Annotated in this window: 25 protein-coding genes and 1 tRNA gene; 15 read left to right on the forward strand and 11 right to left on the reverse strand. The window is 61.0% G+C overall.

Annotation, left to right across the window (positions count from 1 at the left end; genetic code table 11):
• Position 1 precedes the first annotated feature (1 nt).
• Together I5L03_RS03860 and I5L03_RS03865 are read right to left on the reverse strand one after the other, a co-directional pair.
• Positions 2–994, reverse strand: a complete 993-nt coding sequence (locus tag I5L03_RS03860) for a DUF2891 domain-containing protein (RefSeq protein ID WP_197920370.1) — start codon at positions 992–994, stop codon at positions 2–4.
• Positions 991–4,482 carry a hydantoinase B/oxoprolinase family protein gene (locus I5L03_RS03865; RefSeq protein WP_197920371.1) on the reverse strand — a complete coding sequence of 1,164 codons (3,492 nt, stop codon included), beginning with the start codon at positions 4,480–4,482 and terminating at the stop codon, positions 991–993. The genes I5L03_RS03860 and I5L03_RS03865 overlap by 4 nt, the downstream gene beginning before the upstream one ends.
• An 89-nt stretch (positions 4,483–4,571) precedes the next feature.
• On the opposite strand from I5L03_RS03865, the gene I5L03_RS03870 reads away from it, so the two are divergent.
• The gene (locus I5L03_RS03870) at positions 4,572–5,300 is read left to right on the forward strand and encodes a TonB family protein (protein ID WP_197920373.1); all 729 of its coding nucleotides are present in this window, start codon (positions 4,572–4,574) and stop codon (positions 5,298–5,300) included.
• A gap of 46 nt (positions 5,301–5,346) precedes the next feature.
• The gene (locus tag I5L03_RS03875) at positions 5,347–6,378 is read left to right on the forward strand and encodes a mannose-1-phosphate guanylyltransferase (protein ID WP_197920375.1); all 1,032 of its coding nucleotides are present in this window, start codon (positions 5,347–5,349) and stop codon (positions 6,376–6,378) included.
• Between the two features lie 6 nt (positions 6,379–6,384).
• Here I5L03_RS03875 and I5L03_RS03880 read toward each other — a convergent pair whose 3' ends face one another.
• Both I5L03_RS03880 and I5L03_RS03885 read right to left on the reverse strand, forming a co-directional pair.
• The gene (locus I5L03_RS03880) at positions 6,385–8,946 is read right to left on the reverse strand and encodes an HWE histidine kinase domain-containing protein (RefSeq protein WP_197920381.1); all 2,562 of its coding nucleotides are present in this window, start codon (positions 8,944–8,946) and stop codon (positions 6,385–6,387) included.
• Positions 8,943–9,578 (reverse strand): biliverdin-producing heme oxygenase, encoded by a 636-nt coding sequence (locus tag I5L03_RS03885; RefSeq protein WP_197920383.1) that lies wholly within the window; start codon positions 9,576–9,578, stop codon positions 8,943–8,945. Before I5L03_RS03885 ends, I5L03_RS03880 begins: the two co-directional genes overlap by 4 nt.
• 56 nt (positions 9,579–9,634) lie before the next feature.
• Here I5L03_RS03885 and I5L03_RS03890 point away from each other — a divergent pair, with 56 nt between their 5' ends.
• Positions 9,635–10,102 (forward strand): DUF2721 domain-containing protein, encoded by a 468-nt coding sequence (locus I5L03_RS03890; protein WP_234035009.1) that lies wholly within the window; start codon positions 9,635–9,637, stop codon positions 10,100–10,102.
• Positions 10,103–10,106: 4 nt separating this feature from the next.
• On the opposite strand, the gene I5L03_RS03895 is transcribed toward I5L03_RS03890, so the two are convergent.
• From I5L03_RS03895 to I5L03_RS03905, 3 genes are read right to left on the reverse strand one after another with little or no spacing between them, the layout of a single operon-like run.
• Complete coding sequence (locus I5L03_RS03895; protein WP_197920385.1) at positions 10,107–10,415, reverse strand: polyhydroxyalkanoic acid system family protein; 309 nt, start codon at positions 10,413–10,415, stop codon at positions 10,107–10,109.
• Positions 10,415–11,275, reverse strand: coding sequence for a hypothetical protein (locus I5L03_RS03900; protein ID WP_197920387.1), 861 nt, complete (start codon positions 11,273–11,275; stop codon positions 10,415–10,417). Before I5L03_RS03900 ends, I5L03_RS03895 begins: the two co-directional genes overlap by 1 nt.
• A 10-nt stretch (positions 11,276–11,285) precedes the next feature.
• Complete coding sequence (locus I5L03_RS03905) at positions 11,286–12,494, reverse strand: toxic anion resistance protein (protein ID WP_197920389.1); 1,209 nt, start codon at positions 12,492–12,494, stop codon at positions 11,286–11,288.
• 100 nt (positions 12,495–12,594) lie between these two features.
• On the opposite strand from I5L03_RS03905, the gene I5L03_RS03910 reads away from it, so the two are divergent.
• Together I5L03_RS03910 and I5L03_RS03915 are read left to right on the forward strand one after the other, a co-directional pair.
• The gene (locus I5L03_RS03910) at positions 12,595–14,175 is read left to right on the forward strand and encodes a TIGR00341 family protein (RefSeq protein ID WP_197920391.1); all 1,581 of its coding nucleotides are present in this window, start codon (positions 12,595–12,597) and stop codon (positions 14,173–14,175) included.
• A gap of 2 nt (positions 14,176–14,177) precedes the next feature.
• The gene (locus I5L03_RS03915) at positions 14,178–14,573 is read left to right on the forward strand and encodes an MAPEG family protein (protein ID WP_197920392.1); all 396 of its coding nucleotides are present in this window, start codon (positions 14,178–14,180) and stop codon (positions 14,571–14,573) included.
• On the opposite strand, the gene I5L03_RS03920 is transcribed toward I5L03_RS03915, so the two are convergent.
• Positions 14,570–16,297 carry a fatty acyl-AMP ligase gene (locus I5L03_RS03920; RefSeq protein ID WP_197920393.1) on the reverse strand — a complete coding sequence of 576 codons (1,728 nt, stop codon included), beginning with the start codon at positions 16,295–16,297 and terminating at the stop codon, positions 14,570–14,572. The genes I5L03_RS03915 and I5L03_RS03920 overlap by 4 nt on opposite strands.
• A gap of 197 nt (positions 16,298–16,494) precedes the next feature.
• On the opposite strand from I5L03_RS03920, the gene I5L03_RS03925 reads away from it, so the two are divergent.
• Genes I5L03_RS03925 through I5L03_RS03940 form a run of 4 tightly spaced genes read left to right on the forward strand, consistent with a single transcriptional unit; the run spans position 16,495 to position 18,472 of the window.
• The gene (locus tag I5L03_RS03925) at positions 16,495–17,025 is read left to right on the forward strand and encodes a regulatory protein RecX (protein WP_234035010.1); all 531 of its coding nucleotides are present in this window, start codon (positions 16,495–16,497) and stop codon (positions 17,023–17,025) included.
• The gene (locus I5L03_RS03930; RefSeq protein ID WP_197920395.1) at positions 17,000–17,506 is read left to right on the forward strand and encodes a DUF192 domain-containing protein; all 507 of its coding nucleotides are present in this window, start codon (positions 17,000–17,002) and stop codon (positions 17,504–17,506) included. The genes I5L03_RS03925 and I5L03_RS03930 overlap by 26 nt, the downstream gene beginning before the upstream one ends.
• A gap of 43 nt (positions 17,507–17,549) precedes the next feature.
• Positions 17,550–17,948, forward strand: coding sequence for an NADH:ubiquinone oxidoreductase subunit NDUFA12 (locus tag I5L03_RS03935; protein WP_197920396.1), 399 nt, complete (start codon positions 17,550–17,552; stop codon positions 17,946–17,948).
• The gene (locus tag I5L03_RS03940) at positions 17,930–18,472 is read left to right on the forward strand and encodes a DUF2155 domain-containing protein (RefSeq protein ID WP_197920397.1); all 543 of its coding nucleotides are present in this window, start codon (positions 17,930–17,932) and stop codon (positions 18,470–18,472) included. The genes I5L03_RS03935 and I5L03_RS03940 overlap by 19 nt, the downstream gene beginning before the upstream one ends.
• Here the strand turns inward: I5L03_RS03940 and aat are convergent.
• Complete coding sequence (aat, locus tag I5L03_RS03945) at positions 18,403–19,116, reverse strand: leucyl/phenylalanyl-tRNA--protein transferase (RefSeq protein WP_197920721.1); 714 nt, start codon at positions 19,114–19,116, stop codon at positions 18,403–18,405. The genes I5L03_RS03940 and aat overlap by 70 nt on opposite strands.
• Positions 19,117–19,196: 80 nt before the next feature.
• Here aat and I5L03_RS03950 point away from each other — a divergent pair.
• From I5L03_RS03950 to I5L03_RS03960, 3 genes are all read left to right on the forward strand, one after another.
• A tRNA-Trp gene (locus tag I5L03_RS03950) sits at positions 19,197–19,272 on the forward strand.
• Between the two features lie 338 nt (positions 19,273–19,610).
• Positions 19,611–20,795 carry a glycosyltransferase family 87 protein gene (locus I5L03_RS03955; RefSeq protein ID WP_197920398.1) on the forward strand — a complete coding sequence of 395 codons (1,185 nt, stop codon included), beginning with the start codon at positions 19,611–19,613 and terminating at the stop codon, positions 20,793–20,795.
• Between the two features lie 44 nt (positions 20,796–20,839).
• Entirely contained in the window at positions 20,840–20,986 is a 147-nt protein-coding gene (locus I5L03_RS03960) for a hypothetical protein (RefSeq protein WP_197920399.1), read from the forward strand.
• A gap of 99 nt (positions 20,987–21,085) precedes the next feature.
• Here I5L03_RS03960 and I5L03_RS03965 read toward each other — a convergent pair whose 3' ends face one another.
• Complete coding sequence (locus I5L03_RS03965; RefSeq protein ID WP_197920400.1) at positions 21,086–22,609, reverse strand: alanine/glycine:cation symporter family protein; 1,524 nt, start codon at positions 22,607–22,609, stop codon at positions 21,086–21,088.
• 280 nt (positions 22,610–22,889) lie between these two features.
• Between I5L03_RS03965 and secE the strand changes: the two genes are divergently transcribed.
• Both secE and nusG read left to right on the forward strand, forming a co-directional pair.
• Complete coding sequence (gene secE / locus I5L03_RS03970) at positions 22,890–23,102, forward strand: preprotein translocase subunit SecE (protein WP_197920401.1); 213 nt, start codon at positions 22,890–22,892, stop codon at positions 23,100–23,102.
• A gap of 45 nt (positions 23,103–23,147) precedes the next feature.
• Complete coding sequence (gene nusG, locus I5L03_RS03975; RefSeq protein ID WP_197920402.1) at positions 23,148–23,687, forward strand: transcription termination/antitermination protein NusG; 540 nt, start codon at positions 23,148–23,150, stop codon at positions 23,685–23,687.
• Positions 23,688–23,711: 24 nt separating this feature from the next.
• Here the strand turns inward: nusG and I5L03_RS03980 are convergent, their stop codons facing one another.
• Positions 23,712–25,079 carry a TrkH family potassium uptake protein gene (locus I5L03_RS03980; protein ID WP_197920403.1) on the reverse strand — a complete coding sequence of 456 codons (1,368 nt, stop codon included), beginning with the start codon at positions 25,077–25,079 and terminating at the stop codon, positions 23,712–23,714.
• 208 nt (positions 25,080–25,287) lie between these two features.
• On the opposite strand from I5L03_RS03980, the gene I5L03_RS03985 reads away from it, so the two are divergent.
• On the forward strand, positions 25,288–26,187 hold the full coding sequence (locus tag I5L03_RS03985; protein ID WP_197920404.1) for a bacteriorhodopsin: 900 nt from the start codon (positions 25,288–25,290) through the stop codon (positions 26,185–26,187).
• Positions 26,188–26,228: the final 41 nt, after the last annotated feature.

The following is a 26,228-nucleotide window of genomic DNA, read 5'->3' on the forward strand; positions in this document are numbered from 1 at the left end:
ATCAATGCCTTTCCTCATAAGCCAATATGGTGAGCAACGCGAAGCTCGCCAGCCAATGGGACGACATGTAATCCTGATCAATCTGATCGATGGAGGCATTATACAGCGCGATTTCAGGGGGGCCGTCGCGGGGCGGCAAATTGGCGGCCTTGCCGATTTCAATCCAGCTCCAAGCGCGCGAAATGTTGAACCCGTCGAGATGGGCCATCTTGCCATCGCTGCGGTCGCGCGGAACCACGGGATCGAACAGGCAGGCGGGGTGGCCCTGCGCGAGATCGGGCAGGTAGCCATCCAGCCATTCGGCGAACGGCACGCGGCCCACTTTGCGCATCAGCTGCGCCACGGTGAGCGTGCCGGACAGGAAATCATCACCCGAAGGTTCGATCGGGCGGACATCGCGCTGCCCCTCGAACCAGCTCATGGCGCTATCGCCGATCAGTCGGGCGAGCGCTGGATCGAACACCTCCGCCCAATCGAGTGACAGGCGCATGGCGAAAGCCGTGTTGAAATGCGCACCGGTGCGGATCGGATAGGCGAGGGCTTTCAGGTAATCGCGCCACCCGGTGGCGAATTGGCGTGCGAGCGGCTCCATATGCTGCGCCCACGGCTTCGCCTGATCCTGCGATGCTTCCAGATGCAGCTTGAGATACCATGCCCAGCCATAAGGCCGCTCGAACCCGCGCGATTCCGGGCGCTTGGCATAGGCGGTTTCGACAGCGAAATTTTTAGCCGTAAAAAGCTCGTCCGCAAGCGCGGTAATCTGCGGGACTTCGGGCAAATCGGGATAAATCCGCCGGATCGTCAGCAGCAGCCACCAGCTGTGAACGCAGCTGTGCCAGTCGAAGCTGCCGAAAAATACCGGGTGCAGCGCCCGCGGGCTTTGCGCATCGGCATCGCTCGCCATCACATGGTCAAGCTTGTTGGGATATTCCTGTGTGACATGGCCAAGCGCCGTGCGCGCGAAACGTCCGGCCATGGATGGATCGATGCTCATTGCGCTTTCCCATACCCGCCGCCGCCCGGCGTGCGGATAACCACCACATCGCCCGGTTCGACTCCGGCAGATCCCTGCGCGCCAAGCTGAGTCACGCGGCCATCGGCATGTTCCACAAAGGTCTCTCCCGGCTTTGCATCCTCGCCGCCTTTGATGCCGCGCGGAGCGATCTTCCGGCGATTGGCGAGCATTTGCACCTGCATGGCTTCGCGGAAGGCAAGCCGGCGTTCAACCCCCTCTCCCCCGCGCTGAGCCCCTTTTCCGCCCGAGCCGCTGCGAATGGCAAAGGCATCGACCCGCACCGGCAACCGCGCTTCGAGCACTTCGGGATCGGTGAGGCGCGAATTGGTCATATGCGTCTGCACGGCATCGGTGCCCGGATGATCCGGCCCCGCACCCGATCCGCCGCAGATCGTCTCGTAATACTGATGCTCGGCATTGCCGAAGGTGAGATTGTTCATCGTGCCCTGCGCCGGGGCAAGCGCGCCGCACGCCGCCAGCACCGCATCGGTGACGACCTGGCTCGTCTCGACATTCCCGGCGACGATGGCAGCGGGCGGATTGGGGGACAGCATGGAGCCTTCGGGAATGCGCAGGGTTACAGGCCGCAGGCACCCGTCATTGAGCGGCACATCGTCATCGACAAGGCAGCGCAGCGCATAGAGCACGGCGGCGCGGGTGATGGAGGCGGGGGCATTGAAATTGTCGCCTAGCTGCGCGCTGGTGCCGGCAAAGTCGAAGATTGCGGAGCGGTTTTCACGGTCGATGGAGACGCCCATGCGCACCTCAGCGCCATTGTCCATCGCGTATGCGAACTCGCCTTCGGGCAGGCTTTCCAGCAAAGTGCGCACCGCCGCTTCGCCATTATCCATGACATGGCCCATATAGGCGGTGATGACCTCGCCGCCGTGCTCGCTCGCGGCATTGCTCAGGAGATCGCTCCCCCGTGCGCAGGCGGCAAGCTGGGCTTTCAGGTCCGAGATATTGCGATCGGGATTGCGAGCCGGATGCTCGCCTGCCCCCAGCAATGCGCGCATCTCCGCTTCGCAGAACCGCCCTTCATCGACCAGCAGCACGTCGTCGAGGCGAATGCCTTCATCATCAATCGTCCGGCTGTTCGGCGGCATGGAGCCGGGCGCTATCCCGCCGATATCGGCATGATGCCCGCGCGCGGCGACGAAGGCCTGCGGATTGGGCGAGCTCTCGCTCCAGAACACCGGGACGATGACCGTTACATCGGGCAGATGGGTGCCCCCTTTGTAGGGATCATTCACCGCATAGGCGTCGCCGCGCCGAATGCCGCGCGGGCTGTTTGCGCGATTGGCGATGACCGTGCGGATGCTTGCCGACATGCTGCCCAGATGCACAGGTATATGCGGCGCATTGGCGATCAGCGATCCTTCCGCATCGAAAAGCGCGCAGGAAAAATCGAGCCGCTCCTTGATGTTTACCGAGCTGGCCGTGGCTTCCAGCACCACACCCATTTCTTCGGCAATCGCCATGAAGGCGTTGTTGAATATGGCGAGGCGGACGGGGTCCACCTGCGTTCCGGCAGCGGGAGCGCGCGTCTGCTCTGCGGTGCGGGTGAGGATGATCGAGCCGTCTTCGGCCAGCTTTGCGCTCCACCCTTCTTCGACGATTGTCGTGGCGCTGGGATCGGCGATCAGCGAGGGGCCTGACAGGGTCTCACCGCGCGCAAGCTGACCGCGGTTCTCGCATTCAGCACGTGCGGCGAGCCCGCCGCTGCTCCCTTGCGCCTCAACGCTCAGCGCTTCGAGGATGATCGGTGCGTCCTCGTCGGACCAGCCGAAGCGCTTGCGATGCTCTTCGCGGAAAGTGCTGTCCGCATCGTCACTCAGCGGCAGATCGAGCGTCGTATCGCTGCCATCGAAACGCAGCCGCAGACGGGTGATGAGCGCGATGTTCTCGTCTGCGATCCCCTGTGCCTGCAAGTCACCGCGTGCGACATCCTGCAAACCGGCGAGCGCGGCTGAGAAATCCTCCGCCAGCGGTTTCACCACGCCCGCTTCGCGCATGGCGATCACCGGGGCGAGGCCGATGCCGTAGGCGCTCAAAATGCCGGAGAAGGGGTGCACCAGCACCGTTTCCATCCCCAGCTCATCCGCCACGCGGCAGGCGAATTGCCCTCCCGCTCCACCGAAGCACGCGAGGGCGTGGGTGGTCACGTCATGCCCGCGGGCGGTTGAGATCTTGCGGATGGCATTCGCCATTTCATCGACGGCGAGGGTGAGGAAACCTTCTGCCAGTTCGCCCAGCGCCATCGGCTCCGGCAGCGTTTCCGCGACCTCCGCCAAGCGCGCGCGCGATGCTTCGGGATCGATCGGCTGGTCACCATCCGGCCCGAAGACGTGTGGGAATTCTTCGGGGTCGATCCGGCCGAGAACCAGATTGCAATCGGTCACCGTCAGCGGGCCGCCTTTGCGATAGCAGGCGGGGCCGGGGTCAGCGCCTGCGCTTTCCGGGCCGACGCGCAGGCGTTGACCGTCGAAGCGGCAGATGGAACCTCCACCCGCCGCCACAGTGTGCACCTGCATCATCGGCGCGGCGATGCGCACGCCTGCGACAACGCTGTCTCCGGTGCGCTCATATTCGCCCGAATAATGGCAGACATCGGTGCTCGTCCCGCCCATGTCGAAGCCGATCAACTTTGTGTAGCCGAGCGCCTCTGCCGTCCGGGCCATGCCCACAACGCCGCCTGCCGGGCCGGAGAGCACCGCATCCTTGCCGCGAAAGGCGTGGGCATCGGCGAGGCCGCCATTGGATTGCATGAAGCGCAAACTGCCGTGATCTGGTAAACGCTCTGCCAATTGTTCGACATAATCGCGGATCACGGGCGAGAGATAAGCGTCGGCAACGCTGGTATCGCCACGCGGGACGAGGCGGATCAGCGGGGACACCTCATGACTGGCGCTGACCTGCGTAAAGCCCAGCTCGCGCGCAATCGCTGCGACGCGTTTCTCATGATCGGTGTAGGTCCAGCCGTGCATCAGCACGATAGCAAGCGCATCGAAACCTTCATCGCGCAGTGCCTGCAAGTCGCGCCTTGCTGCCGCTTCATCGAGAGGCGTCAGCACTTCGCCGTCAGCGCCTAGGCGCTCGGTAATTTCGATCGTGCGCTGCTCCAGCCGCTCGGGCTTCACGATGTGCCGCGCGAAAATGTCCGGGCGCGACTGGTTGCCGATCCGCAGCGCATCGCGGTGGCCCTGCGTAATGGCGAGAGCAACGCGCGCACCCTGACGTTCCAGCAGGGCATTGGTGGCAATCGTTGTGCCGATGCGCAGCTCTGCAATCGGAGCCTCTCCATAGTCCTCCATCACGCGTCGCACCGCTTCGCTCGCGGCGTCGGGATATTGCTGCGGATTGCTGGACAGCAGCTTGGTTGTCACCAGCCGCCCATCGGGCAGCTGCGCCACCACATCGGTAAAGGTGCCGCCGCGATCTATGGCGAAGCGATAGGATGCCGTCATGCGCCGATGTCTAGGCAAAGCGGAACACAATTGCCACGCTTGCGTCAGGCAAGGGAGCGCGCGAAAAGGTGCGTGAGGAGACAAGGGCAATGGCGGAAACCGGATTTCTCGGCAAACGCAAGAAGCTGGACTGGAAGCTGGTGGTCGGCATCGTGCTGTTCCACCTGCTGGTGCTGTACGGTCTCGCCCGCGCGCTGGTGCCTGAATTCACCGCCAATGTGATCGAGCAGGCGACCTCTATCGTCACCGTCACCGTACGCACAGCGGAGCCCGAAGCCGAACCCAGCATTGCGCCGCCCCAGCCCGATGAAGGCGCTGCCGGAGAAGAAGGCCGCGAAGCGACGGCACGGGAAGTCACCGCGCCCGAGCAGCCCCTCCCGCGCCCCAGCCCGGCCCCTCGCGCATCCTCCACCGGCACCGCCAATGCCTCGGGCGCACGGCGCGAAGGCGAGGGCACCGGCGCTGGCGGCAATGGCGATGGCACGGGCAGCGGCAGGCGCGGATCGGGAAGCGGCGGTGCAGTCGCCGTGGGGCCGTCGGTGCGTTCCGGCGAGCTCAATGAAGCGCGCGATTTCCCCGTGCCCGAAGGTGGCAGGCAGGCGCGCTTCGGCGGATCGGTGACCGTGCATTTCACCGTCACCACCGATGGCCGCGCGCGCAATTGCTCAGTCGCGTCCAGCAGTGTCGATGCCGCGACCACTGCACAGGTCTGCCCGCTGGTGGTCGAGCGCATCCGCTTCAATCCGGCGACGACGGCAGAGGGCACTCCGGTTGAAGCGCGATACGGGTACCGCGTGGATTTCCGCGCACGATCCTAGAGTTCGCACTTGCAGTCTTGGCCGCGTTTCCACACAGGATAGCGGCATGAGCCTGATCCATCCCGTTATCATGTGCGGGGGCAGCGGAACGCGCCTCTGGCCGCGCAGTCGCAAGTCCAAGCCCAAGCCTTTCCTGCCGCTGGTAGGAGAGACGACTTTGTTCGAGCAGACGCTCGCCCGCGCGAGCGATCCTGCCCAATTCGCGCCGCCTGTGGTTGTTACCGGCAAAGCACATCTGCCGCACGTCGAGGCGCAGCTGTCTGCTGACGATGCGCAAATCATCGTCGAGCCGGAGGCTAAGAACACTGCCGCCGCGATTGCGCTCGCCGCGCTCCGACTGCCGGAAGATGCGGTGATGCTGGTGTGCCCCAGCGACCATCACATCGCCGATGTGCCCGCTTTCCAGGCCGCAGCGCAGGCCGCGGCAAAGCTGGCGCGAGACGATCACATGGTAGCTTTCGGCATCACGCCGACGCATCCTGAAACGGGCTATGGCTACATCCTTCAAGGTGATGCGCTGGAGGGCGGCTTCGCTGTCCGGCGATTCGTCGAAAAGCCCGATCTTGAACGCGCCACGCAGTTTCTCGCCGATGGCGGATATAGCTGGAACGGCGGGATTTTCGCCTTCCGAGCTGGCGCTTTCATCGCCGAGCTTGAAGCGCATCGTCCTGAGCTGGCGGCAGCGGTCAGGGCGTCCGTGTATGAGGGCAAGCAGGATGGCGCGCGATTCCATCCGGCGGCCGATGCCTTCGCCCAGATCCAGTCTGAATCGGTCGATTATGCAGTGATGGAAGAGACATCCCGCGCGGCCATGGTGCCTGTTTCCATGGGCTGGTCCGATATCGGCAGCTGGCATTCGCTGCGCGATGCGCGCGAGGCTGATGAACAGGGCAACCGGGTGCGCGGCAAGGCCGATCTGGTCGATTGCAGCAATGTGCTGGTCGATAGCGACGGGCCGCGCGTTTCCGTGATAGGCCTCAGCGATGTGGCCATCGTGGTCGATGGCGATGATGTGCTCGTCACCACCATGGCTGGCGCACAGAAAGTTGGCTCGCTTCCGGGCGCGAAAAACCAGTAATCGCGCCTAGCTTTTCAGGTCCGCGACGATTTTTTCGAGATCGGATTTGGCGTAAGGTTTCTGGATGACGCCGCGCGCTTCCGTGCGGGAAAGCTTCTCCATCGCTTCGCCATACCCGGTGACAAACCAGAACGGGATGCCGCGCTCGCTCAGAGCCTGCGCGACAGGCTCACTGGTTTCGTCTCCCAGATTGAAGTCGAGCATGGCAAAAGCGGGAGAGCTGCTTCCCAGCACATCGAGGGCCGAAGCGCAGCTGGCGGCGACATTGATATTGGCAAAGCCCATGTCGGACAGCATTTCTTCTGCGTCCATGGCGATGATCATGCTGTCTTCCACGACCAGCACGCCGTCTCGCCGATCCGATTTGCTCACCCGATAGGCTCCCTTATTATCATTGGCAGCATCGTCTGCATCTTCCTCTGCTTCATTTTCCGAAGGTTCAACCAGATTGGATGGGATGATGAAATCGGCCTCTACACCTGACAATTCGTAACGAACATCCGCGCTCCCTTTGAGCTCAAAGGGAATCGATTTCTGGATTATCGTAGTGCCAAAACCGCGCCGCTCTGGGGCCTTGACCGGAGGCCCGCCAATTTCGCGCCAGTGGATTTCCAAATCGGTATGGCGATTAAATTCCAGCCCGATTTCCAAATGCCCCTTGCGATCGCACAGGCAGCCATATTTGGCCGAATTGGTCATCATCTCGTGGATCACGAGGGCCATCACGGTGAAGGCTTCGGGCGAAATCAGCGCGTCCGGCCCGGTGATAATCACCCGGTCGACCTTTCCTGACAGATAGGCTTCGGCCTCCGCCAGAATAAGCTCTTTCAGCGAAGCGGGAGACCATTGCTTGCGGGTAATCTGATCGTGCGCCAGTGCCAACGCGCGAATGCGCCCGCCGACCATGTCTGCGAACTGGCCAATGTCGTTCGCTTCGCTCTTGCTTTGCCCAATCAGGCTGCGGATCAGCGTCAGAATATTGCGCACGCGGTGATTGAGCTCGGCGATCAGCAGTTCCTGTCGCTCCTGCGCGCGGGTGCGTTCCTGCATCTGCTCGTCAGTGATGCGCAGGATGACTTCGAGCAGCGTAACGCGCAGGTTTTCTGCAATCAGCAGTTCTTCTTCGGTCCAGGGTGAGGATTTTCCGCTGACTTCTTCCTTCCACGCCGCAAAGCTTTCGCGCGGGGTCAGCCGGTCGCCATCTGGGCCCGTTTGCACAGGCTTTTGCGGATTTCCGGCCCATGTCACTACCCGCGCCATTTCCCGCCGCCACAGCACGACATAATCGCGGGGCCGACGGGAGACAGGAATGATCAGCGCGCCCGTTGCCTTATCGGCAAAAGCTGCCGCGGCTGGAATGATCCCGGCAAGCGCATCATTGTGAACAAGACTGCCGGTAGAGGACGTGTTGAGCGAAGGAATGATGGCCGCAAATTCGCTCTCGCTCGGCGCATGGCCGCGCGAGGTATATTCGCCATCGACATAGGCGCTCATCCCGTCATGCGGAATGATCTTCTCGATCGAATCTTCGATCAAGCCGAGATTCTTCGACAGCGAACCACCGCCAACCAGCACGCTCATCAGCTTTTCGTGCAGGCTGTGGGCTTGATCGCGCACCTTGTGCCCTGCCGAAGCGATGGCGAGATCAAGCTGCATGGAGAACAGCTGTGAAAACAATTCGGCCATGGTGCGAACCGGGAAAGGCAGGACTTTCGCCGAGTAATTGTGACAGGCAAACAGGCCCCACAATTTGCCACGCACGACAATGGATACGCTCACGCTCGCTTTCACACCCATGTTGTGCAGATATTGGATGTGGATCGGTGACACCGAGCGCAGCGTGCTCATGGACAGATCGATCGGCGCGCCGTCTAGCGTTGTTGCGGGCTCGATCGGAACAGGCGTTGCATCGACATCGCTGATGATGCGGAACAGGTTGCGCAGATAGAGCTGGCGGGCCTGTTTGGGAATGTCGCTCGCCGGATAGCGCAGGCCGTGGAAGGCATCGAGTTCGCGTTCTTTCGCTTCGGCAATCACTTCACCGCTTTCATCGGGATGGAAGCGGTAGACCATGACGCGATCGAAGCCGAGCAGGGTCTTGAGCTCCTTCGCGGCGGCCTCGCACAGCTCTGGGATGGTCGACATGCGCTCAAGCCGGCTCATGACAGGACGCAGCGTGCTTGTTTGCTGGCTCGCGCCGTCACGTGTCGTCGGCTCCAGCTCGATCACGATATAGGTGCCGGTGACATGCACCGCGACATCGAAAATGCGATTATCGTGGAGCAGATCCACACCGAAGATGCGCTCGACCTCGTCCATTTCACGGGCGTGCGCAACGCGTTCACGAAGTGTGGCGAGCGCATCGGCGCTCAGATGGTCGGAGAGCCGATCTCCGATGGCGATGGAGCTGCGCGGACTCAGCAGTTCATCTAGATTGGCCGAACGAAAGGCGACATTCCAATCGGCGGTAACAGCGATCAGAGCACCGAAGTCCTGAATATGGCCGAGCTGGTGGATCGGCTCCCGATCGCAGCTGGTCAGATCGACTGGTTGCGAGTGAACATTCATGCGGCCGCTTTGCTTTCTGCCTGCTCGGCAAAGATGGTCAAAAAGTGAGCAAAAACCGATGAAGCAGCGGTGATCGCAGGTTGCGCATGGACTTTGGACATCGGGCGGTCAAGCTGCGGGCGTAGGCTGCGCCAGAATTGTCGCATTGTTTCATCCGCGAGGAAGCTGTCCGGCAGTCCTGATGACGCATCTTTGAGTGTTTTCAGCATCATGCGATTGCCCAGGTGCGACCCGGCGATGGCCCATGCCAAGCCGATCGGATCGCTGCTTTTCGGCAGCTCGAACCGCAGGGAGGGTGCCGGGACCGACCGACCCATGGCGCTGAGATCAGCAGCGATCAGAAGGGCGACCTGAGGAGGAGAAAAGTCGGACGGACAGTCCCGCGCGACCCACTCCTCTATCGGCAGGCGCGCACAATATTGACGCGTCAGAAAGCGGGCATAGCTCTCTGCATCGGTCAGTTCATCAGCGTCGGTCGTCGCATCAAGGGCGGCGTGGTGCTTTGCCGTTTCCTGTCGCAACAAAAGCCGCAAAGTGGTGGTATGGTCCGTGCCGGACAACTCTTCTCTCTCCTGCACGGCACACTTGCACTGGAAACCTGAATTAGCGACCTTATACGCAAATATGCCCAAGCATGGGACACAAGCTGACTGCACCGGAAAAGTCCAGCAAAATTCGGAACTTCCATATGATTCAGACAATCGAATCCGGCGGAATGATCGCCCAGACAATCCAGTTGGCGTTGGCGCCCGTCTTCGTGCTTGTCGCTATCGGAACGATCATCGCCACGTTGACCCAGCGGCTTGGCCGTGTCGTCGATCGCAGCCGCGAGCTGCAGGCGCTACATGCAAAGACCGAGGGCGCGGAGCATGACATGGTCGTGCGCGAAATTCGCCAGCTTGACCGCCGGATCGATCTCATCAGCAGCGCGCTGAGGGTCCTTGTGCAATCGGCGCTGGCTATCGGGGTCACCGTGGTGCTGCTATTTGCAGAGGAGTTCGCGCATATCGGGCTCAATCCGATAGCGGCAGGCACTTTCATTCTCGCGATCGGACTGCTGATGTGGGCGCTGGTACTGTTTTTGCGCGAAACACGCGAAGCGACCGAAGCCCTTCGCATTCCGGAAAGCTATCTGGAGAAAGAGCGCAAGCTCTGAGCGCTCAGTCTTTCGGCGGTTCAAGCAAGCGAGGACCCTGATCGGCAATCGCGCCTTCGACAATCGGCTTCAAAAAGCCGAGGGCTGGCGGCAGCGTCATTTCGAACAGCACCTGTTCGTCCTCAATATCGATGGTGCCGCTCAGCACTTGACCAATGGCGCTGACAGAGAGAGCGAGGCGGTCTTGCGTCGGCCAGCTGGTCGTCACCTCGGCCATGCCACCCGGTATATTGTCGGCAATCTTGTGGCTGTTGGCCTGCAAGCGGCGGCGCACTTCTTCCCGACCCAGATTATGCGGTATCGCAACGCGCATCAGCGCTTCGCCTTGGATCGGTCAAGCTCGGGAAGCGGAACGCCCGATCCTTCATTAAGCGGCACGCCATTTTCCAGCGGATTGCCATCGGCATCGCCATAGCGATAGTCGAGGTAGCGATCCTTGATGGCAAGTGCGTCGAGCGACCCTTCGGCAAGTTGGCGGGTAACGCTGTCGATTTCCTTGCTAATCTTTCCAAGGCTGCTGACGAGCTGCCTGTCCGGCGTCGATCCGGCGCGCTCCTCACCGCGCAAATGGGCCGGGATGCGGGTGTAGCTTTCGATCGTTTCGGGCAGGATCTCTCCCACCAGCTTACGCACTTCGCCCGCCGCCGGATGATCGGGATCGACATGTACCAGCTGTTTGCCGAGCGCATCCAATTGCTGTCCCATGGTCCCGACGATATTTTGCGCAGGGGCAGGCAAGTTTGCTCGCTGGCTTTCCAGCCAAATCTCTGTCTGGGCGACAAGACGCTTTGCGTCCTGCGTCCGGCGTAGATCGACGCGCTGCGGTGTCTTCATCCTTGGGAAAGCCAAAAACAGCGTAAAGAGCGTCATGGCGAGAAGACCGGCAATCATCACGCCGATGACATCAATCCCGCCCATCAGCAGGCCGACCACGACGGCGCCTACGATCACAACGCCCACGCTACCAAAAGCCCGGATCAATTTCTTGATCCAGTGCTTGGCTTTCATCCGCACGGAATGGCTGCCGATCGATTTTTTGAAGGCGTGCCCTGCCAGATCGATGGCCAGGTCCTTGCCATCGCGCCGGTGCCGACCACCCTTGCGATTGTCATCAAGCACACGGCGGGCATCGTCCATGATGCGTTCGCTGAACCGGATAAGGTCCTTGTCCATCGTCTTCTCTTTACGACTCCAGCGTCAGCAGGCCGCTATCCTGCACTTGCTGCGCAGCCTGCGCCTGCCCCTCGGCACGGGCGATATAGCCCTTGGATTTCTCGACTTCGGTCGAAAGCACATCCACGGTCTGCTTCATGCTGTCGAGCGCGCGGATCTTGAAGCTGTCGACTTCGTCCATCGTGTCGTAAATGTTCTGGAAGGCGCGTTGCAGCGTTTCCATCGGGATGGTGCTGCTGGCGGCCTGCTCGTGGATCTTGGCGGTGTTCTCGCGCAGCATTTCGCCGGTGGAATCGATGATGCCCGCCGTCGTCTGGTTGAGCGCGGTAATCTGGCCCAGCACCAGTTTCTGGTTCGTCATCGCCTGTGCCACCGTAACCGCCGTGCGCAGCGCACCGACAGTCGTCGTGCTGGCGCGGTCCACGCCCTTCACCAGTTCGACATTGTTCTTTTTGACGAGGTCGAGCGCGAGATAGCCCTGCACCGACACTGCCATCTGGGTGAGCAGATCCTGCGTGCGTTGGCGAACGTAGAACAGCGCGGTTTCACGGATAGCCTTGGCCTTTTCCGGATCGGTCGCGTCGAGTTCTGCGGCCTTTTCCTCAAGCTCTCCATCCAGCGTCTTGGCGATATGGATCATCTGCTCAAGCTTGCCCATGGCTTCCCAAAGCTTCTGGCGCTCCACATCGATGGCGGCATTGTCCATTATCAGCTCATCCTTGCCGCTGGAAAGCCGGGCGAGGATCGACTGGATATGGCCCTGCGCAGATGTGTAGCCGTCGAAATAGTTTTTCAGCTTGTTGCCGAACGGGATGATGCCGAAGAGCTTGCGACCGGTCATCTTGCCCTTGCGACCCGGATCGAGATCTTCGACCGTGCGGCGCAGTTCGGCAAGGTCTGCGCCAACGCCCGAATCCTGATCCATCGCGCGCACCGGGCGGTCGAGGAAGCGATTGGACATCTGGCTCGCCGCCATGATTTCCTTGCGCCCCATATTGGTGATCTGATCGACCTTCTTGCCGAAATCGGGAGAATTGGCATCGAGCGCGATCAGTTCGTCGACAAAGCCATCGACCTTTTGCTGCAGCTTGCTCTTCTGCTCTTCATCCACGGGGACGAGGCCGGCAGCCCGTTCGGGCGCGACATGCGGCACCGGATCGGGCGGCGTCAGGTCAAAATCGTTTTCGGTTTTGGTCGTCGTCTGGTTCGTCGTGGCCATCGCGGCAAAAATCCCTCTCTGCTCCTACTTCACTGTATTAATGATGCAAGACACGTGTTTCAACCTTTGTCACAGGGAGTTTCCGCGATAATAGGCTGCAATGCAAACACCAAACGCACCTGAGGCGGAGAAGGCGAACGCGGCCGAGCAGCCGCTGCAAAAAGCCAAGGCCAATCTCGCCGAGATATTGACCCATTTCAACAGCTGGTGGCGCAAGGATGTCAGCGGCTCGGTAGATCAGATTGCGGTGATCGAAAAGCGCCGCGCGGAATGTGCACTGTCGGCCCGCTATTTGCTGATGACCTGTATGAGCGCTGGCATCGCTGTGCTCGGCCTGTTGCAAGGCTCCACTGCCGTCGTGATCGGCGCGATGTTGCTGAGCCCCTTGATGGACCCCATCATGGGCGTTGGCTTTGCGCTTGCTATCGGCGATTTCCAATGGCTGCGGCAATCGGCCAAGTCCTTGGCGGTCGGGGTGCTGTTCGCCATCCTGTTCTGCGCGCTCATCGTGTTTTTCTCGCCAGTGCAGCAGATCACCTCGGAAATTGCCGCGCGCACCCGGCCGACTTTGCTGGATCTGGGCGTCGCAATTTTTTCCTCGGTCGCGGGTGCCTACGCGATGATCCGCGGGCGCGAAGGCACCATTGTGGGTGTGGCGATTGCCACCGCCTTGATGCCGCCGCTCGCCGTGGTCGGTTTCGGCCTTGCGGTGTGGAACGGCACGGTCTTCTGGGGCGCGCTCTTCCTGTTCATCACCAACCTTACCGCCATCGCGCTGACCGCCACGGCGATGGCGCGCGCATACGGTTTTTCGACGAGCCTATCGGACAAGCAGACGCAGTTGCAGGCTTTTCTGATTTTCAGCGCCTTCGTTGTGCTGGCAATCCCGCTGTTCCTCTCACTGCGCCAAATTGTCTGGGAATCGGCCGCCACGCGCACGATGAATACGGCGATAGTCGAGATTTTCGATGGCCGCGCCCGCGTCGACAGGATGGAGCCCAATTATGAGGGTGAGACGATCCAGATCGTCACCACCGTACTGACACCTGAAGTGATTGCGAATGCCGAAGGCCTTGCCGAGACCGCGATTACAGAGCGGCTGGGCCGCGCCGTCGATGTCTCGCTGACGCAGATACCTGTTGGCACAAGCGAGGGTGCAGCTGAGGAGGCTCAGCTCGCCGCTGCCCGTCAACGTGAAGCCGAAGCGGCAGAGCAGATGAAAGATATTGCGGACCGGTTGGCGCTACTTGCAGGAGTTTCAGAGGACGATGTGACGATTGATCGTCAGCGGCGCCGCGCTCTCGTTGTCGCGCGCCCGCTGACCGGGGCGACCATGGCGACCTATGCAGAGCTTGAGCGCCGCATCGATGCGACCGAGCCCGAATGGGACATCCGCTTTACGCCCCCTGTCCGCCCGTTGTCCGACATCCCGTTCGAGCGCGTGGCGGCTGATGGCGAGGGCGATGGTCCGGCGTGGCGACCCACCGCAGAGGGGCGCCGCGCGCTTCTGGTGGCGAGCTGGGCGCAGGACCGCACCAGTATTCCCGTCCGCCTAACAGGACCAGCCGACTCCGTCGCCATGCTGCGCACGATCCTCTCGGCTGAAGAGCGAACGATGATGGAAGAGGTCACCGGTCCCGGCTATGGCACCGTCAACGTCGAATGGGTGACAGGGGAATAATCATGCCAGCCGAACTTACCGTCCTTGCACTTTCCGGCGTGCTGCTAATCGTCCACATCTTCGCTGCGATCCATTACAAGACGAAGCAATATGGCGTCGACTGGAACATGGGCGCGCGCGATGAAGATACAGAGCCGCTCAACGATATCGCCGGACGGCTCCAGCGCGCGTCAGACAATTTCCGCGAAACCCTTCCGCTCGCAATCATCGCGCTGCTGGGCATAGTGCTGGCCGATAAGGCGAACGAATGGACAGTCATCGCCGCCTGGGTGTGGCTCGGCGCGCGGCTGGTGTATCTTCCGCTCTACTGGGCAGGTATTCCGAAGGTGCGCACCTACGTATGGACGGTAAGCCTCCTGGCGCTGCTGTATGTGCTGGGCGTTTTGCTGTTGGGTTAAGCCGCCAGCTCCAGCGGGGCGATTTCACCTGAGAGGTACAGCTTTTTCGCTTTCGCCCTGCTCAGCTTGCCACTGCTGGTGCGTGGCAGGGTGCGGGGCGGGATCAGCTCGACGACGCAGTTCATGCCGGTGACGGAGCGGACCTTGTCGGCGATTTCGTTGCGCAGTTTTACGCGCTCTTCCGGATCGCTCACGCGGCAATGGACGAGCACGGCGGGTGCTTCTTCGCCATTGTCGGTTTCGACCGAGAAGGCGGCGATGTCGCCATGGTTGAAGCCGGGCAATTGCTCCACCGCCCATTCGATATCCTGCGGCCAGTGGTTCTTGCCGTTGATGATGATCATGTCTTTCGCACGGCCGACGATGAACAGATAGCCATCGGCCATGTAGCCCATGTCACCAGTGTCCAGCCACCCGTCCACCAGGCAATCCTCGGTCGCGCCCGGATCGCGGAAATAGGAGTGCATGACGCTGGGGCCGCGGCACCAGACCTTGCCGATCTGGTGGTCGCCTTTTACCTCATCATTCTCTCCGCGGATTTCGACATCCATGTCGGGCAGCGGCTTGCCGCAATTGACGATGGCGCGGTAGCGCGCGGGGCGCGAGAGGTCGCGCTTTCCGCCTGACAGGCGCTCTTCCTCGACCAGTTCCACGCGAATGCCTTCGCCCGGCGGCATCACCGTGACGGCGAGCGTCGCTTCAGCGAGGCCATAAGACGGCGTAAAAGCAGAAGCTTTGAAGCCCGCATCGGCAAAGGCGTTGACGAATTGCTGCATCACATCGGGGCGGATCATGTCTGCGCCATTGCCTGCAAGCCTCCAGCGGGAGAGGTCGAACCGGTCCGCCACATGGCTTTGGCTGGAAATGCGGCGGGCGCAAATGTCATAGCCGAAAGTGGGCGAGTAGCTCATCGAATTGCCTTCGTTTCGGCTGATCAGATCGAGCCAGGCAAGCGGGCGGCGGGCGAAATGCTCTGTGCGCAGATAATCCGCGCTCACCTGATTGCCCACCATCGAGAGGAAGCAACCGACAAGACCCATATCGTGGTAGAAGGGCAGCCAGCTGACACCGCGATCGCCTTCGCCGATATTCATGCTGGCGGCATGGCCATAAAGATTGTGCAGCAGCGCGCGATGGGTGACCGCGACACCGGTGGGAAAGCGGGTCGAGCCGGAGCTGTATTGCAGATAGCAGATGTCGTCCGGGTCGGCTTCGGGCAGCTCGATATCGGACGCATCCAGCTCTGCAAATTGATCCCAGTTGAGGCCCTTGCAGCCCTGCTTGTCAGCAGCGGCGCGCGCCATCTCGTCGATTTCAGCGGGGAACAGCAGTACGGCGGGATCGCTCGAGGACAGCTGCACGCCCAGCTGATCGATATAGCTATCCTTGCCGCCAAAAGTGGTCGGCAGCGGCAACGGCACCGGCCATGCCCCGGCGAGCACGCAGGCGCAGAAGGCGGAGACGAATTCAGGGCTGGTTTCCGCGATCAGGGCGACACGGTCCCCCTTGCTGATTCCCATGCCCGCAAGGCGGCGCGCCTGCACCAGCGCGTCTTCACGCATCTGCGAATAGGGATAGACCCGCTCCAGCGTGGCGCGCGGATCGTAGAAGTTCAGACCCTTTTCGCTACGCGCAGCATAATCAATCGCCTCGTTGAACGTGGCGAAATCGGATCGGCGGCGCGGCAGCGGACAATCGTTGGGCGTCGGCGTGAGCTCGGTCATGTCTGTAATGGGGAACCCTCATATAAAGCGCGCCTTGTTGACGCTTCCCACATATAAATTCGGCGAGGAAGTATCACTTACCACGCCGTAAACTTTCCCATTTGAAGGGAAGTGTGGCACGAATAAGGCCAATGGACAGCAATCGACAAGGGGGAACGCGCAAGAGACGGGCGCCAAAACCGCTTTCAGCCGCCTCAATGGAGGAGCTGGCGCTGTCCTATGTCGCGCGGTTTTCCACCACCGCAGCCAAGCTGGAACGCTATCTTGCGCGCAAATTGCGCGAGCGCGGGTGGGAGGATGATCGGGAGGCCGATGTGCCCGCATTGGTCCGCCGCTTCGTCGATAAAGGCTATGTCGATGACGAGGTTTGGGCGCGGGCGAAAACGGGCGATCTTCTGCGGCGCGGCTATGGCGAGCGGCGGGTCAACCAAGCGCTCGGCCAGGCGGGTGTGGGCGAAGGCATTCGCGAATCGATGCGGCCCGGCGATGCGACGAAGCGGCAAGCGGCCATGCGGCTGGCCCAGCGGCGGCGCTTTGGTCCGTTCGCAGTCGAGCCGCCGGATAAGGATAAGCGCGAAAAACAGATTGCGGCCATGCTGCGCGCAGGCCATTCCTTCGATCACGCCCGCGCGGTGATCGATGCGCCGGATGAAGCAGCAGTGACAGATTGGGTGTCCGAAGCGGAGGATGCCGAAGAGGAGAATGATGGTGGGTTCGGTTTTTCCTAAGCGCGCTCTGGCGGCATTCGCGGCGCTGGCTCTTGCTGCTTGCGGAGGCGAGTCTTCGCAGGAAAATGCTTCGCCCGCGGTTGAGGAGCAGGCAGCGGACACGCATCCGGTTTCCGGCCTGCAGATAATCCCGGTCACGCTCAACACATCCGACGGCACGCATGTGGTGCAGGCTGAAGTCGCCAATACGCCTGAGGCGCAATCGCGCGGCCTCATGTTCCGCGACGAAATGGGCCCCGATGAAGGCATGATCTTCACCTATGATGCGCCGCAGCCGCAAAGTTTCTGGATGCGCAACACCTTCATCCCGCTCGACCTCATTTTCATCGATGAGAACAACCAGGTAATCAATATCGCTCAGGGTGAGCCTTATAATGAAGAGCCCGTGACATCGGACGGTGAGGCGATCGCCGTGCTCGAACTCAACGCCGGCCGCGCCGAGGAACTGGGGCTGGAGCCCGGCGACACGGTGGAGTGGTAATGTCTATTGGCCTCGCCAGCCGAATCCGCTAATCGCGCATCCCATGAACTTTCTGATGAAAATCTTCACCTGGTGGGAAGGCGCCACCATCGGCACGATCCTGTGGAGCGCCCGTAATGGCGAGCATGTCGGCACCGATGCGCAGGGCAATAAATATTATCGCTCCAAGAAAGTGAAGGAAGGCCAGCAGGAACGCCGCTGGGTCATCTATGACGGCGCGAATGATTCAAGCCGCGTGCCTGCCGAATGGCACGGCTGGCTGCACGGATCATACGATGCGCTGCCCGAAAGCCACCTGCCGCCGCCCAAGATTTGGGAAGTCGACTACACGCCCAATGCTACTGGTACCGATGCGCGTTACCTGCCCGCAGGCGCGCTGGAGCGCGGCGGGAAGCGTGCCCCGGCACGCGGTGACTATGAAGCATGGTCGCCAGACGCGTGATCGTCTTACGGCGCGCCCTTGGTCCGGCAATCCTGCTGGCAGGAGTAGCGCTGCTTTCGGCCTGCGGCGGCGATGCGCCTGAGCCCGACACGCAACAGACCGAAATCCCGGAAGAATTGCAGGCTGAGCCGGAGCCGCAGATCGGCAATCCCGAAGCCATCGGCACGCCCATGGAAGAACGGCTTGCCACCATCGGCCTCGTCAACAAACGCAATAATGAAACACGCGATATCGAAATGTATCCGGGCGAAACGCGCCGTTTCGATGATGTGATCGTGCGGCTCGCTGCGTGTGAGCGCACCGCGCCGTGGGAAGCCCCTGAAATGACTGGCGCATTCGTTCAGGTTTTCGTGAATGAGCGGCAAGAAGCGGGCGAGGACACGCAGTGGAACCGCATCTTCTCAGGCTGGCTGTTCAAGGAATCGCCAAGCCTGAATGTGGTCGAACACCCGGTCTATGATGTCTGGGTCAAGGATTGCGCGATGAGCTTCCCCGGCGAAGAGGAAGCTGTCGCGGCGTCCTGACGCAAGCGCTCCAGCGCTTCAGCCAAAGAATATTTCGGCACCCCTGAAGCAGCCGCTGCCAGTCTGTCCTGATACTCATCACGCGTGATCTCCACCGCGCCCAGCGAAGCGAGGTGATCGGTGATGAATTGGCAATCGAGCAATTGGTATTCCGCACGCCGCATCAGCACGACAAGCGCAGCGAGCGCCACCTTGCTGGCATTTGCGGTGCGCGCAAACATGCTTTCACCGCAAAACACCCGGTCGAACGCAACGCCGTAAAGACCGCCCACCAATTCTTCACCCTGCCAGCACTCGACCGAATGCGCATGGCCGAGCGCGTTGAGGTTGCAATAACTCGCCTCGATCACTTCGCTGATCCAGGTTTCCGGATGGTCGATGCGTGGCTGCGCGCAGGCGCGAATGACGCTGGCAAAATCGCCGTTCACCCGGATCGTGAAGCGATCCTGCTTGAGCAATTTGGCAAGCGATTTCGAGCAGCGAAAGCCATCAAAGGGCAGGATTGCCCGCTTGCGCGGTTCGACCCAGAAAATCTCCGTGTCGTCGCGCGAATCGGCCATCGGAAAGACGCCGCTGCGATAGGCCAGCAGCAGGATTTCCGGCGGAATGATCTTCGGCGCTGTCGGTATGGTAGGCGCGTGCATTGTGCGATTGTAGCATGCCGAATGCATGTCGTCGCTTGCCATCGCGCAATTCGCATATTAGAGGCGGCGCTCCTGAATGCAGGGGTGTAGCTCAGCTGGTAGAGCATCGGTCTCCAAAACCGAGGGCCACGGGTTCGAATCCTGTCACCCCTGCCATCTCTCTTTTCGAAACCGCATCCGCGCTTTCGTCCTCGGTGCTGATCGCTCCGGCGGGCTTCGTCCGCCTGCGCGGCACCTGCGGGCTTCGCGTTTGCTCGCTGTCACTAGCCTGCGGCCAGCGATTCTTGCGCTTCGGCCGATCGGTATCGCGGAGCACGGGCCGCAGGCCCGCAAGCGCGAGTGCGCGCCCGCAGCCGCCCCGCAGCGAAGCGGAGGGATTCAGGCGAGGATAGCTTAAGGGAGCGGATGCGACCGCCGGCGTCTGAGGCAAAAACAAAAACGTGATCCAGCTACTTTCTATCCCCCGTTAACCATATTGCGCTAATCCACCCCGAATGAGAGCGCCGTTTTTCCAACACATCCGCACAGCCGACTGGCTCACGCCTGAGCGCGTGCGCGGGTATGCGGTGATCCTTGGCATTGCTTCGCTGGCTCTGCTGGTGAACTCGTATCTCAAGGCCATGGGGCCTAGTGGGACCGATTTCCTCGCCTTTTGGGGAGCGGGGCGGCTCACTGCCGGTGGGGATCCGGCATTGGCATATCATTTGGTCGCGCAGGAACAGGTGCAGACGAGCACGGGCAGCGAAGGCTGGTTTGCCTTCGTCAATCCGCCGCCATTTCTTTTTGCTGCGACCCCTTTCGGAGCTCTACCATTCCCGCTCGCATGGATCGCCTGGGTGGCGATCACATTCGCGCTGTGGGCCTGGGCGAGTATCACAGCGTTTCCGCGTCTGTGGCCGGTAGTGCTGGTATTCCCCGGCGCACTGCTTGCAGCGGGTCATGCGCAGACCGGGCTGTTGACCGGCGCCCTGCTGGTGGGCGCTGTCGCCGCTTTGGGGCAACGCCCAATACTGGCGGGCGCGCTGATTGGCGCATTGGTGATCAAGCCGCATTTGGCGATCCTGATCCCCTTTTGGTTGGCCGGAGCACAACAGTGGCGCGCATTCTTCGCCGCCGGGGCGAGCGCGATTGGCCTTCTGCTGCTGAGCTGGATGGTCTTCGGCACGGCGACCATGGTGAGCTACGCCGATAGCTGGAATGCGAGCGCGGCGATCATGCGCGGCGATGATCCGGAATTCTATCTGCGGATGGCGACCTTTTACAGCCAGCTGCGCCTGTTCATGCCGATGCCCGTGGCGCTGGCGGTAAATGCAGCGGTGGCACTAGTGATGATCGCGCTGGCTTTCCTGTCATGGAAGCGTTTTGGCGGCGATCCGCTGGCGAGCGGCGCGTTGGTGTTGGCGGCGACCGCGCTCACCTCGCCATACCTTTTCAATTACGACCTGCCATTCCTGATACTGCCGATCCTCTGGCTGGTGCATGTGGGGCTGCGCGATGGATTTCGCGAATACGAAAAACTTGCGCTCGTGCTGCTGTTCTTTGCGCCCTATGCAACGCGGGCGGCAGCATTGCCGTTGGGCATCAATCTCATGCCGCTCGCATCGCTGGCTTTGGTGTGGCTGATCTGGTCGCGCGGAGGCAAAACATGGGCTTCGGTCCAGCACAGGAACCTTCTATAATCCTTGGGCATTGTTCTCGCGGATGGGCTTTTACGGAGGCTTAGATGCGCAGAATTTTCAGATCGGGCAGGCGTGATGCCTGGAACGAACCGATTTCGACCGAGAGACTGAACCAGCCGACGATTTCGCGCGGCAAGATCCTGCCGATGGAAGAACCCAGCTGGCTCGATCGCCTGCTCGGTCGTTACTGATTTTTTCTCAGGCAAAATAAAGGGCCGGAGCGAGGGTAAGCCGCTCCGGCCCTTTGTCTTGTTAAGGCGATGGCCGCGACCAGCGCGGCCCCATTCATATTAATACTCGTTCGGCTCTTCAGGCGTCTCCACCGTGTGCGTGTGTCCGGCATCCTTCTCGCCCTTCGCGAGCTTGAACACCACGCCCGAAAGCAGCAGCAGCGCGATCAGGTTTGGCACCACCATCGATCCGTTGGAGATGTCTCCGAGACGCCAGACGAAGTCCGACTTCTGGCTGGCGCCGACCACGATGATCAGGCACCAGAAAACGCGCCATGCAATATGCAGCTTTTTCTCGCCTGCGCGTGTCGAGCCCGGGATGCGATCATACAGGAAAGTGATAGCTCGTTCGCCGTAATAGCTCCACGTCAGCAGGGTCGTGAAAACAAACAGGATCAGCACAAGGCTGACGATGATCGTGCCGATCGGCGTCCCCGCAATTTCGAAAGGAAGCGCCGTGCCGAATGATGTCGCAGTCATGGAGAAAGGCTCCATCGCGGTCTGCCAGGTGTAGCTGACGATTTCGGTGCTTCCCGTTTCACCACCGACCTGGAAACTGCCCTGCACAGTCAGGATCACCAGCGCCGTCATGGTGCACACAACGATAGTGTCGATGAACGTGCCGAGCATCGCCATGCGGCCCTGCTGTTCCGGGTCATTGGTCTGCGCGACAGCGTGAGCGATCGGGGTCGAACCCTGGCCTGCCTCGTTGGAGAACAGGCCGCGAGCAACACCTGCGCGAATGGCCAGGATCATCAGCGCCCCTGCGAAGCCGCCCGTTGCCGCTGCCGGATTGAACGCGCTGTAGAAGATGAGGCCGAAAGTCTCAGGGATCAGCGGCGCATTCATCAGCAACACGATCAACGCGATGATGAGGTAAAGGCCAGCCATGAAGGGAATGACCTTTTCCGCCACGCTGCCGATCGATTTAATGCCGCCGATGATCACCGCGAACACCGCGATGGCGACGATGATGCCGCCGACAATCTCCGTGATCCCGAAAAGCTCTTTCAGGCCGTCGGCAACGGCATTGGCCTGAATGGCATTGCCGGTGACCATCGCCGAAAACAGCAGAAGGATACAGAAGATGATTGCCAGCCAGGCATACTTCGGACCGAGCCCCATCATGATGTAGGTCATCGGGCCCCCGCGATAGACACCGTCCGACGTCTTCTCACGAAAGCGAATGGCCAGCGAGCCCTCGGCAAAGGCAAGCGCCATGCCGACCAGCGCCGTGATCCACATCCAGAAGATCGCCCCCGGGCCGCCCAGCGCGATCGCCGAGGCGACGCCGGCGAGGTTACCCGTACCGACCTGGCCTGAAAGCGCTGTCGAAAGCGCGGCAAAGGGTGAGATCTCGCCTTCGCCTTCGCTTTTACGGCCTTTGAACAGGCCCTTGAAAGCGCTACCCAGTTTCAGGATCGGGTAAAAGCGCAGGCCGATCATGATGTAAAGCCCGCCACCCAGCAGCAGGAGCGCTAGCGGCGGAAAAGGCAGTATTGCCTCGCCGCCCCAGGAGCCGCCCCACAGGAAATCGGCAATATTCGTGACCAGCTCCAGCGCTGGATCGTTCGTGGCAGACATTAGCGAAATCCCCTCGCGTCCCTCAAGAATTATGCGCGCCTTGCTATCGGCGGCGAGCGGCCATGCATAGCCCCCATGTGAAAATTGCGCCGGATAGCTGGAAGATTCTCTGCGCTGAGCCCATTTCCCACTCTTGCCAAGGCGCAGGCACGCGCCTAGATAGCCAATCGTCTTTCCGACATTAGTGATCTTCAAGCCCCTCCCGGACCTAGCCCGGGGCGGCGAGAGACCCTACCCGGAAGGCGCGAAACAGTTTTTGAATAGCGGAAAGAGCGCCATCATGGCCGAACCAACACCGAAGAAGAAAACCAGCCCCGGCGAATTCGTGCGTCAGGTGCGCTCGGAAATGAGCAAGGTCGTCTGGCCGACGCGTGAGGAAACCATCCGCACCGCGATCTTCGTGTTCATCCTCGTGGTGATCCTCTCGCTGTTCTTCCTTGGCGTTGATTCGCTGTTCGGCTGGGTCGTGCAATCGCTGCTCGACCTGCTTTGATCGCGCACACGCGCCAACAGGATTATTGAGGGAAAAGGGACTATTATGGCAGCCCGCTGGTACATCATTCACGCCTATTCCGGTTTCGAGAACAAGGTGCGCGACGCGATCCTTTCCGAAGCGGAGCGCCTCGGCCTGTCGCAGGGCGTCGAGGAAGTGGAAGTCCCGACCGAAACCGTTACCGAGATCAAGCGCGGCAAGAAGGTTCAGGTCGAACGCAAGTTCATGCCGGGCTACGTGCTCGCAAAGCTCAACATGACGGACGATGTCTATCACCTTGTGAAGAACACACCGAAAGTCACCGGCTTCCTTGGCAGCGGCAACAAGCCGCAAGCCATTAGCGAGAAGGAAGCCGCGCGTTATTTCGGCGGTGTGGAAGAAGCCAAGTCCGCGCCCAAGAAGGACATCCACGTCGATTACGAAATCGGCGATCAGGTCAAAGTGCTCGAAGGCCCGTTTGCAAGCTTCAACGGCGAAGTCGAAGAACTCGATTTCGACAAGGCGAAGGTCAAGGTCAGCGTCTCGATCTTTGGCCGCGCAACGCCGGTGGAACTGGATTTCGACCAAGTCGAACTGGTCAAGTAAGTCAGCGGCGCCTCTTTGTTGGGGCTACCCGATATGGATATGCGCCGAGCCTTCGCAGTCGGGCGCATGCTTGGGGGCCATCAGGAAATAGGCGAGGAATAGCGGGCTGACGCGGCCTGCGAACATCAGCGCCATCACGATGGCCTGACCGACCCGGTCGAGCGCACCCGTTGCGCCTTGGCTGAGCCCGACGGTGCCAAAGGCGCTGACCGCTTCGAACATCAGCGCTTCGAACCCCGCATCCTGCGTCAGCATAAGCGCGAAGACGCCGGTCACCACGATCATGCCCGAAGCGCACAGCGCGGCGAGCGCGGCGAACAGTTTCTCGCGCGTGATCGTGTGGCCGAAAACGCTCGGCTCCCGGTGGTGGCGGAAGAAAGCGATGGTGGCGAGCAGCACGATGGCTGCCGTCGTCACTTTCACCCCGCCGCCCGTCGAGCCGACGCCTGCGCCGATGAACATGAGCACGGTGGATGCAAAACCGGTCTCCTGCCGCATCGCCCCGAAATCGAGCGTGGCAAAGCCGGCGGTGCGCGTCGTGGCGGATTGAAAAAGGGCGGCGACAAGCCTCTCCCCGTCATCGGCGAGGCCGCCCAGCGTCGCAGGATTGCTCCATTCGGTCGCGGCAAACATCAGCATGCCTGCTGCAAGCAGGACGAGCGTAGAGGCCAACATCAGACGCGAATGCACCGATAAGCCTTTACCGCTCCGAAGATTGCCCAGCTCCAGCAGCACCAGCCAGCCCAGCCCGCCCATGATGAAAAGCGCGGCGAGCGGAAGCGTGACTTGCGGCAAATCAGTGTAATCCTGGAAACTGTTCCCTTGCAGGTCGAAGCCCGCATTGTTGAACGCGGCAATTGAATGGAAGACGCTGCGCCAAACGCCATACCAGCCTTCTTGCGGGACCCAATGCAACGCAAGGATGGCAGCGCCCACTGTTTGCACAATCAATGCGACGAGGATCACTTTACGCGCGATTTTTCCGATCCCGCGAACATTGGGTCGCCCAAGCTCGGTTTGCAGCAGCGATACCTTTGCCCCGCCGTCATTCTCATTGAGGAACGCGATGAGCGGGTAAGCGAAAACGATGAGGCCGAGCCCGCCGACCTGCATCAGCACTGCGATCACCGCCTCGCCGAAAAGCGTATAGCTTTCCCCGGTCGCAACCACAGTAAGTCCGGTCACGGTCGTCGCGCTGACCGAGGTGAAAAACGCATCGCCCAGATCGACCGGCTGCGATTGGGCGAAAGGCATTGAAAGCAACAATGTGCCGATCGTGATGGCCGTAAGATAAAGCGCGCAAAGCGCCACGGGCGGCGACATATTTGCCAGTCCGGCCGCCTCTTCTTTCGAGACGTCCGACGCCTCTTTATCTGTGTCGCCTGTCGCCATGTGTCGGCTATTCAATTGAGCGTTCTCGTTATTGTTCCGGTGCCGGGCACCGACCATTTCCCGTAGTCAGGCCCCCAAATTTCTCGGCACTCTTTCCGCCCGCATGCGTTTGCAGACCGATAACCGACCGGAAATCCAGTCGTCCAAACGCATCGGGCGGGGGCATCTGGCAGCTTGATCGCAATGCGACTGAAAAGGGGAACGCGCTATGCCGACAATTGAGAATTTCGTGGAGATGGCCGTCTGGCAATATGACGTCGTCCGCCACGCTTTCGCCTTTACCGTCGCGGTGTTCGCGGCCGGTCTCGTCTATTTTGCGATGACTGCATACCAGACCGCGCCTGCCTATCGCGCGACTTCGATTATCTCCGCCGTCGTGATGGTCTCGGCCGCTCTCGAAATTGGCCAGCTGTGGATGCTGTGGAATGCGAGCTTCGACTTCAATCCGGAGACGCAGATGTTTGCGGTCGTCGATGGAGAGCGTTTCTCCAACGGCTACAGATACATGAACTGGATGATCGACGTGCCGATGTTGATGACGCAATTGGTCGTCGTTGCAGGCTTTGCGGGCGCTGCCCTGTTCCGCAAATGGGCGCTCCTGACCTTCACCGGTATCGCCATGATCCTGACCGGCTATGTCGGCCAGTATTACGAGCCTGCTGCTGCCGGCATCCCCGGCTATGAAGGCGGTGAGTGGCTGTGGATCTGGGGCGCGATCAGCACCGTCTTCATGATCTGGATGATTATGATCCTCTCGGGAGCGGTCCGCAATATTCAGGGTGAGCATAGCGATGCGGTGCGCAAGGGCCTCGTCCAGTGCTTCTGGTTCCTCGTCATCACATGGGCCATCTACCCGATCGCCTATATGTGGCCGGTGGTCGATTCCTCGGCCAATGGCGTGGTCGTTCGCCAGACGCTCTACACCATCGCCGATGTCACTTCGAAGCTGGTCTTCGGCGTGATGCTGAGCCAGGTGGCCCTGCGCCGCTCGGCAGAGCTGGGCTATCGCAATGCAGCCTTCTCGATGATGGACCGCACGCCCAGTTCGGATATGATCGCGGCTGAAGATCGCATCGCCGGACAGGTGACGGAAACCAAGACGCGCTGATTGCTCGGCCTGCGGAATAATTCTGCGGGCCAGTATTTCGC

The sequence above is a fragment of the Aurantiacibacter sediminis genome, from assembly GCF_016019885.1.
Classification (GTDB): domain Bacteria; phylum Pseudomonadota; class Alphaproteobacteria; order Sphingomonadales; family Sphingomonadaceae; genus Alteraurantiacibacter; species Alteraurantiacibacter sediminis.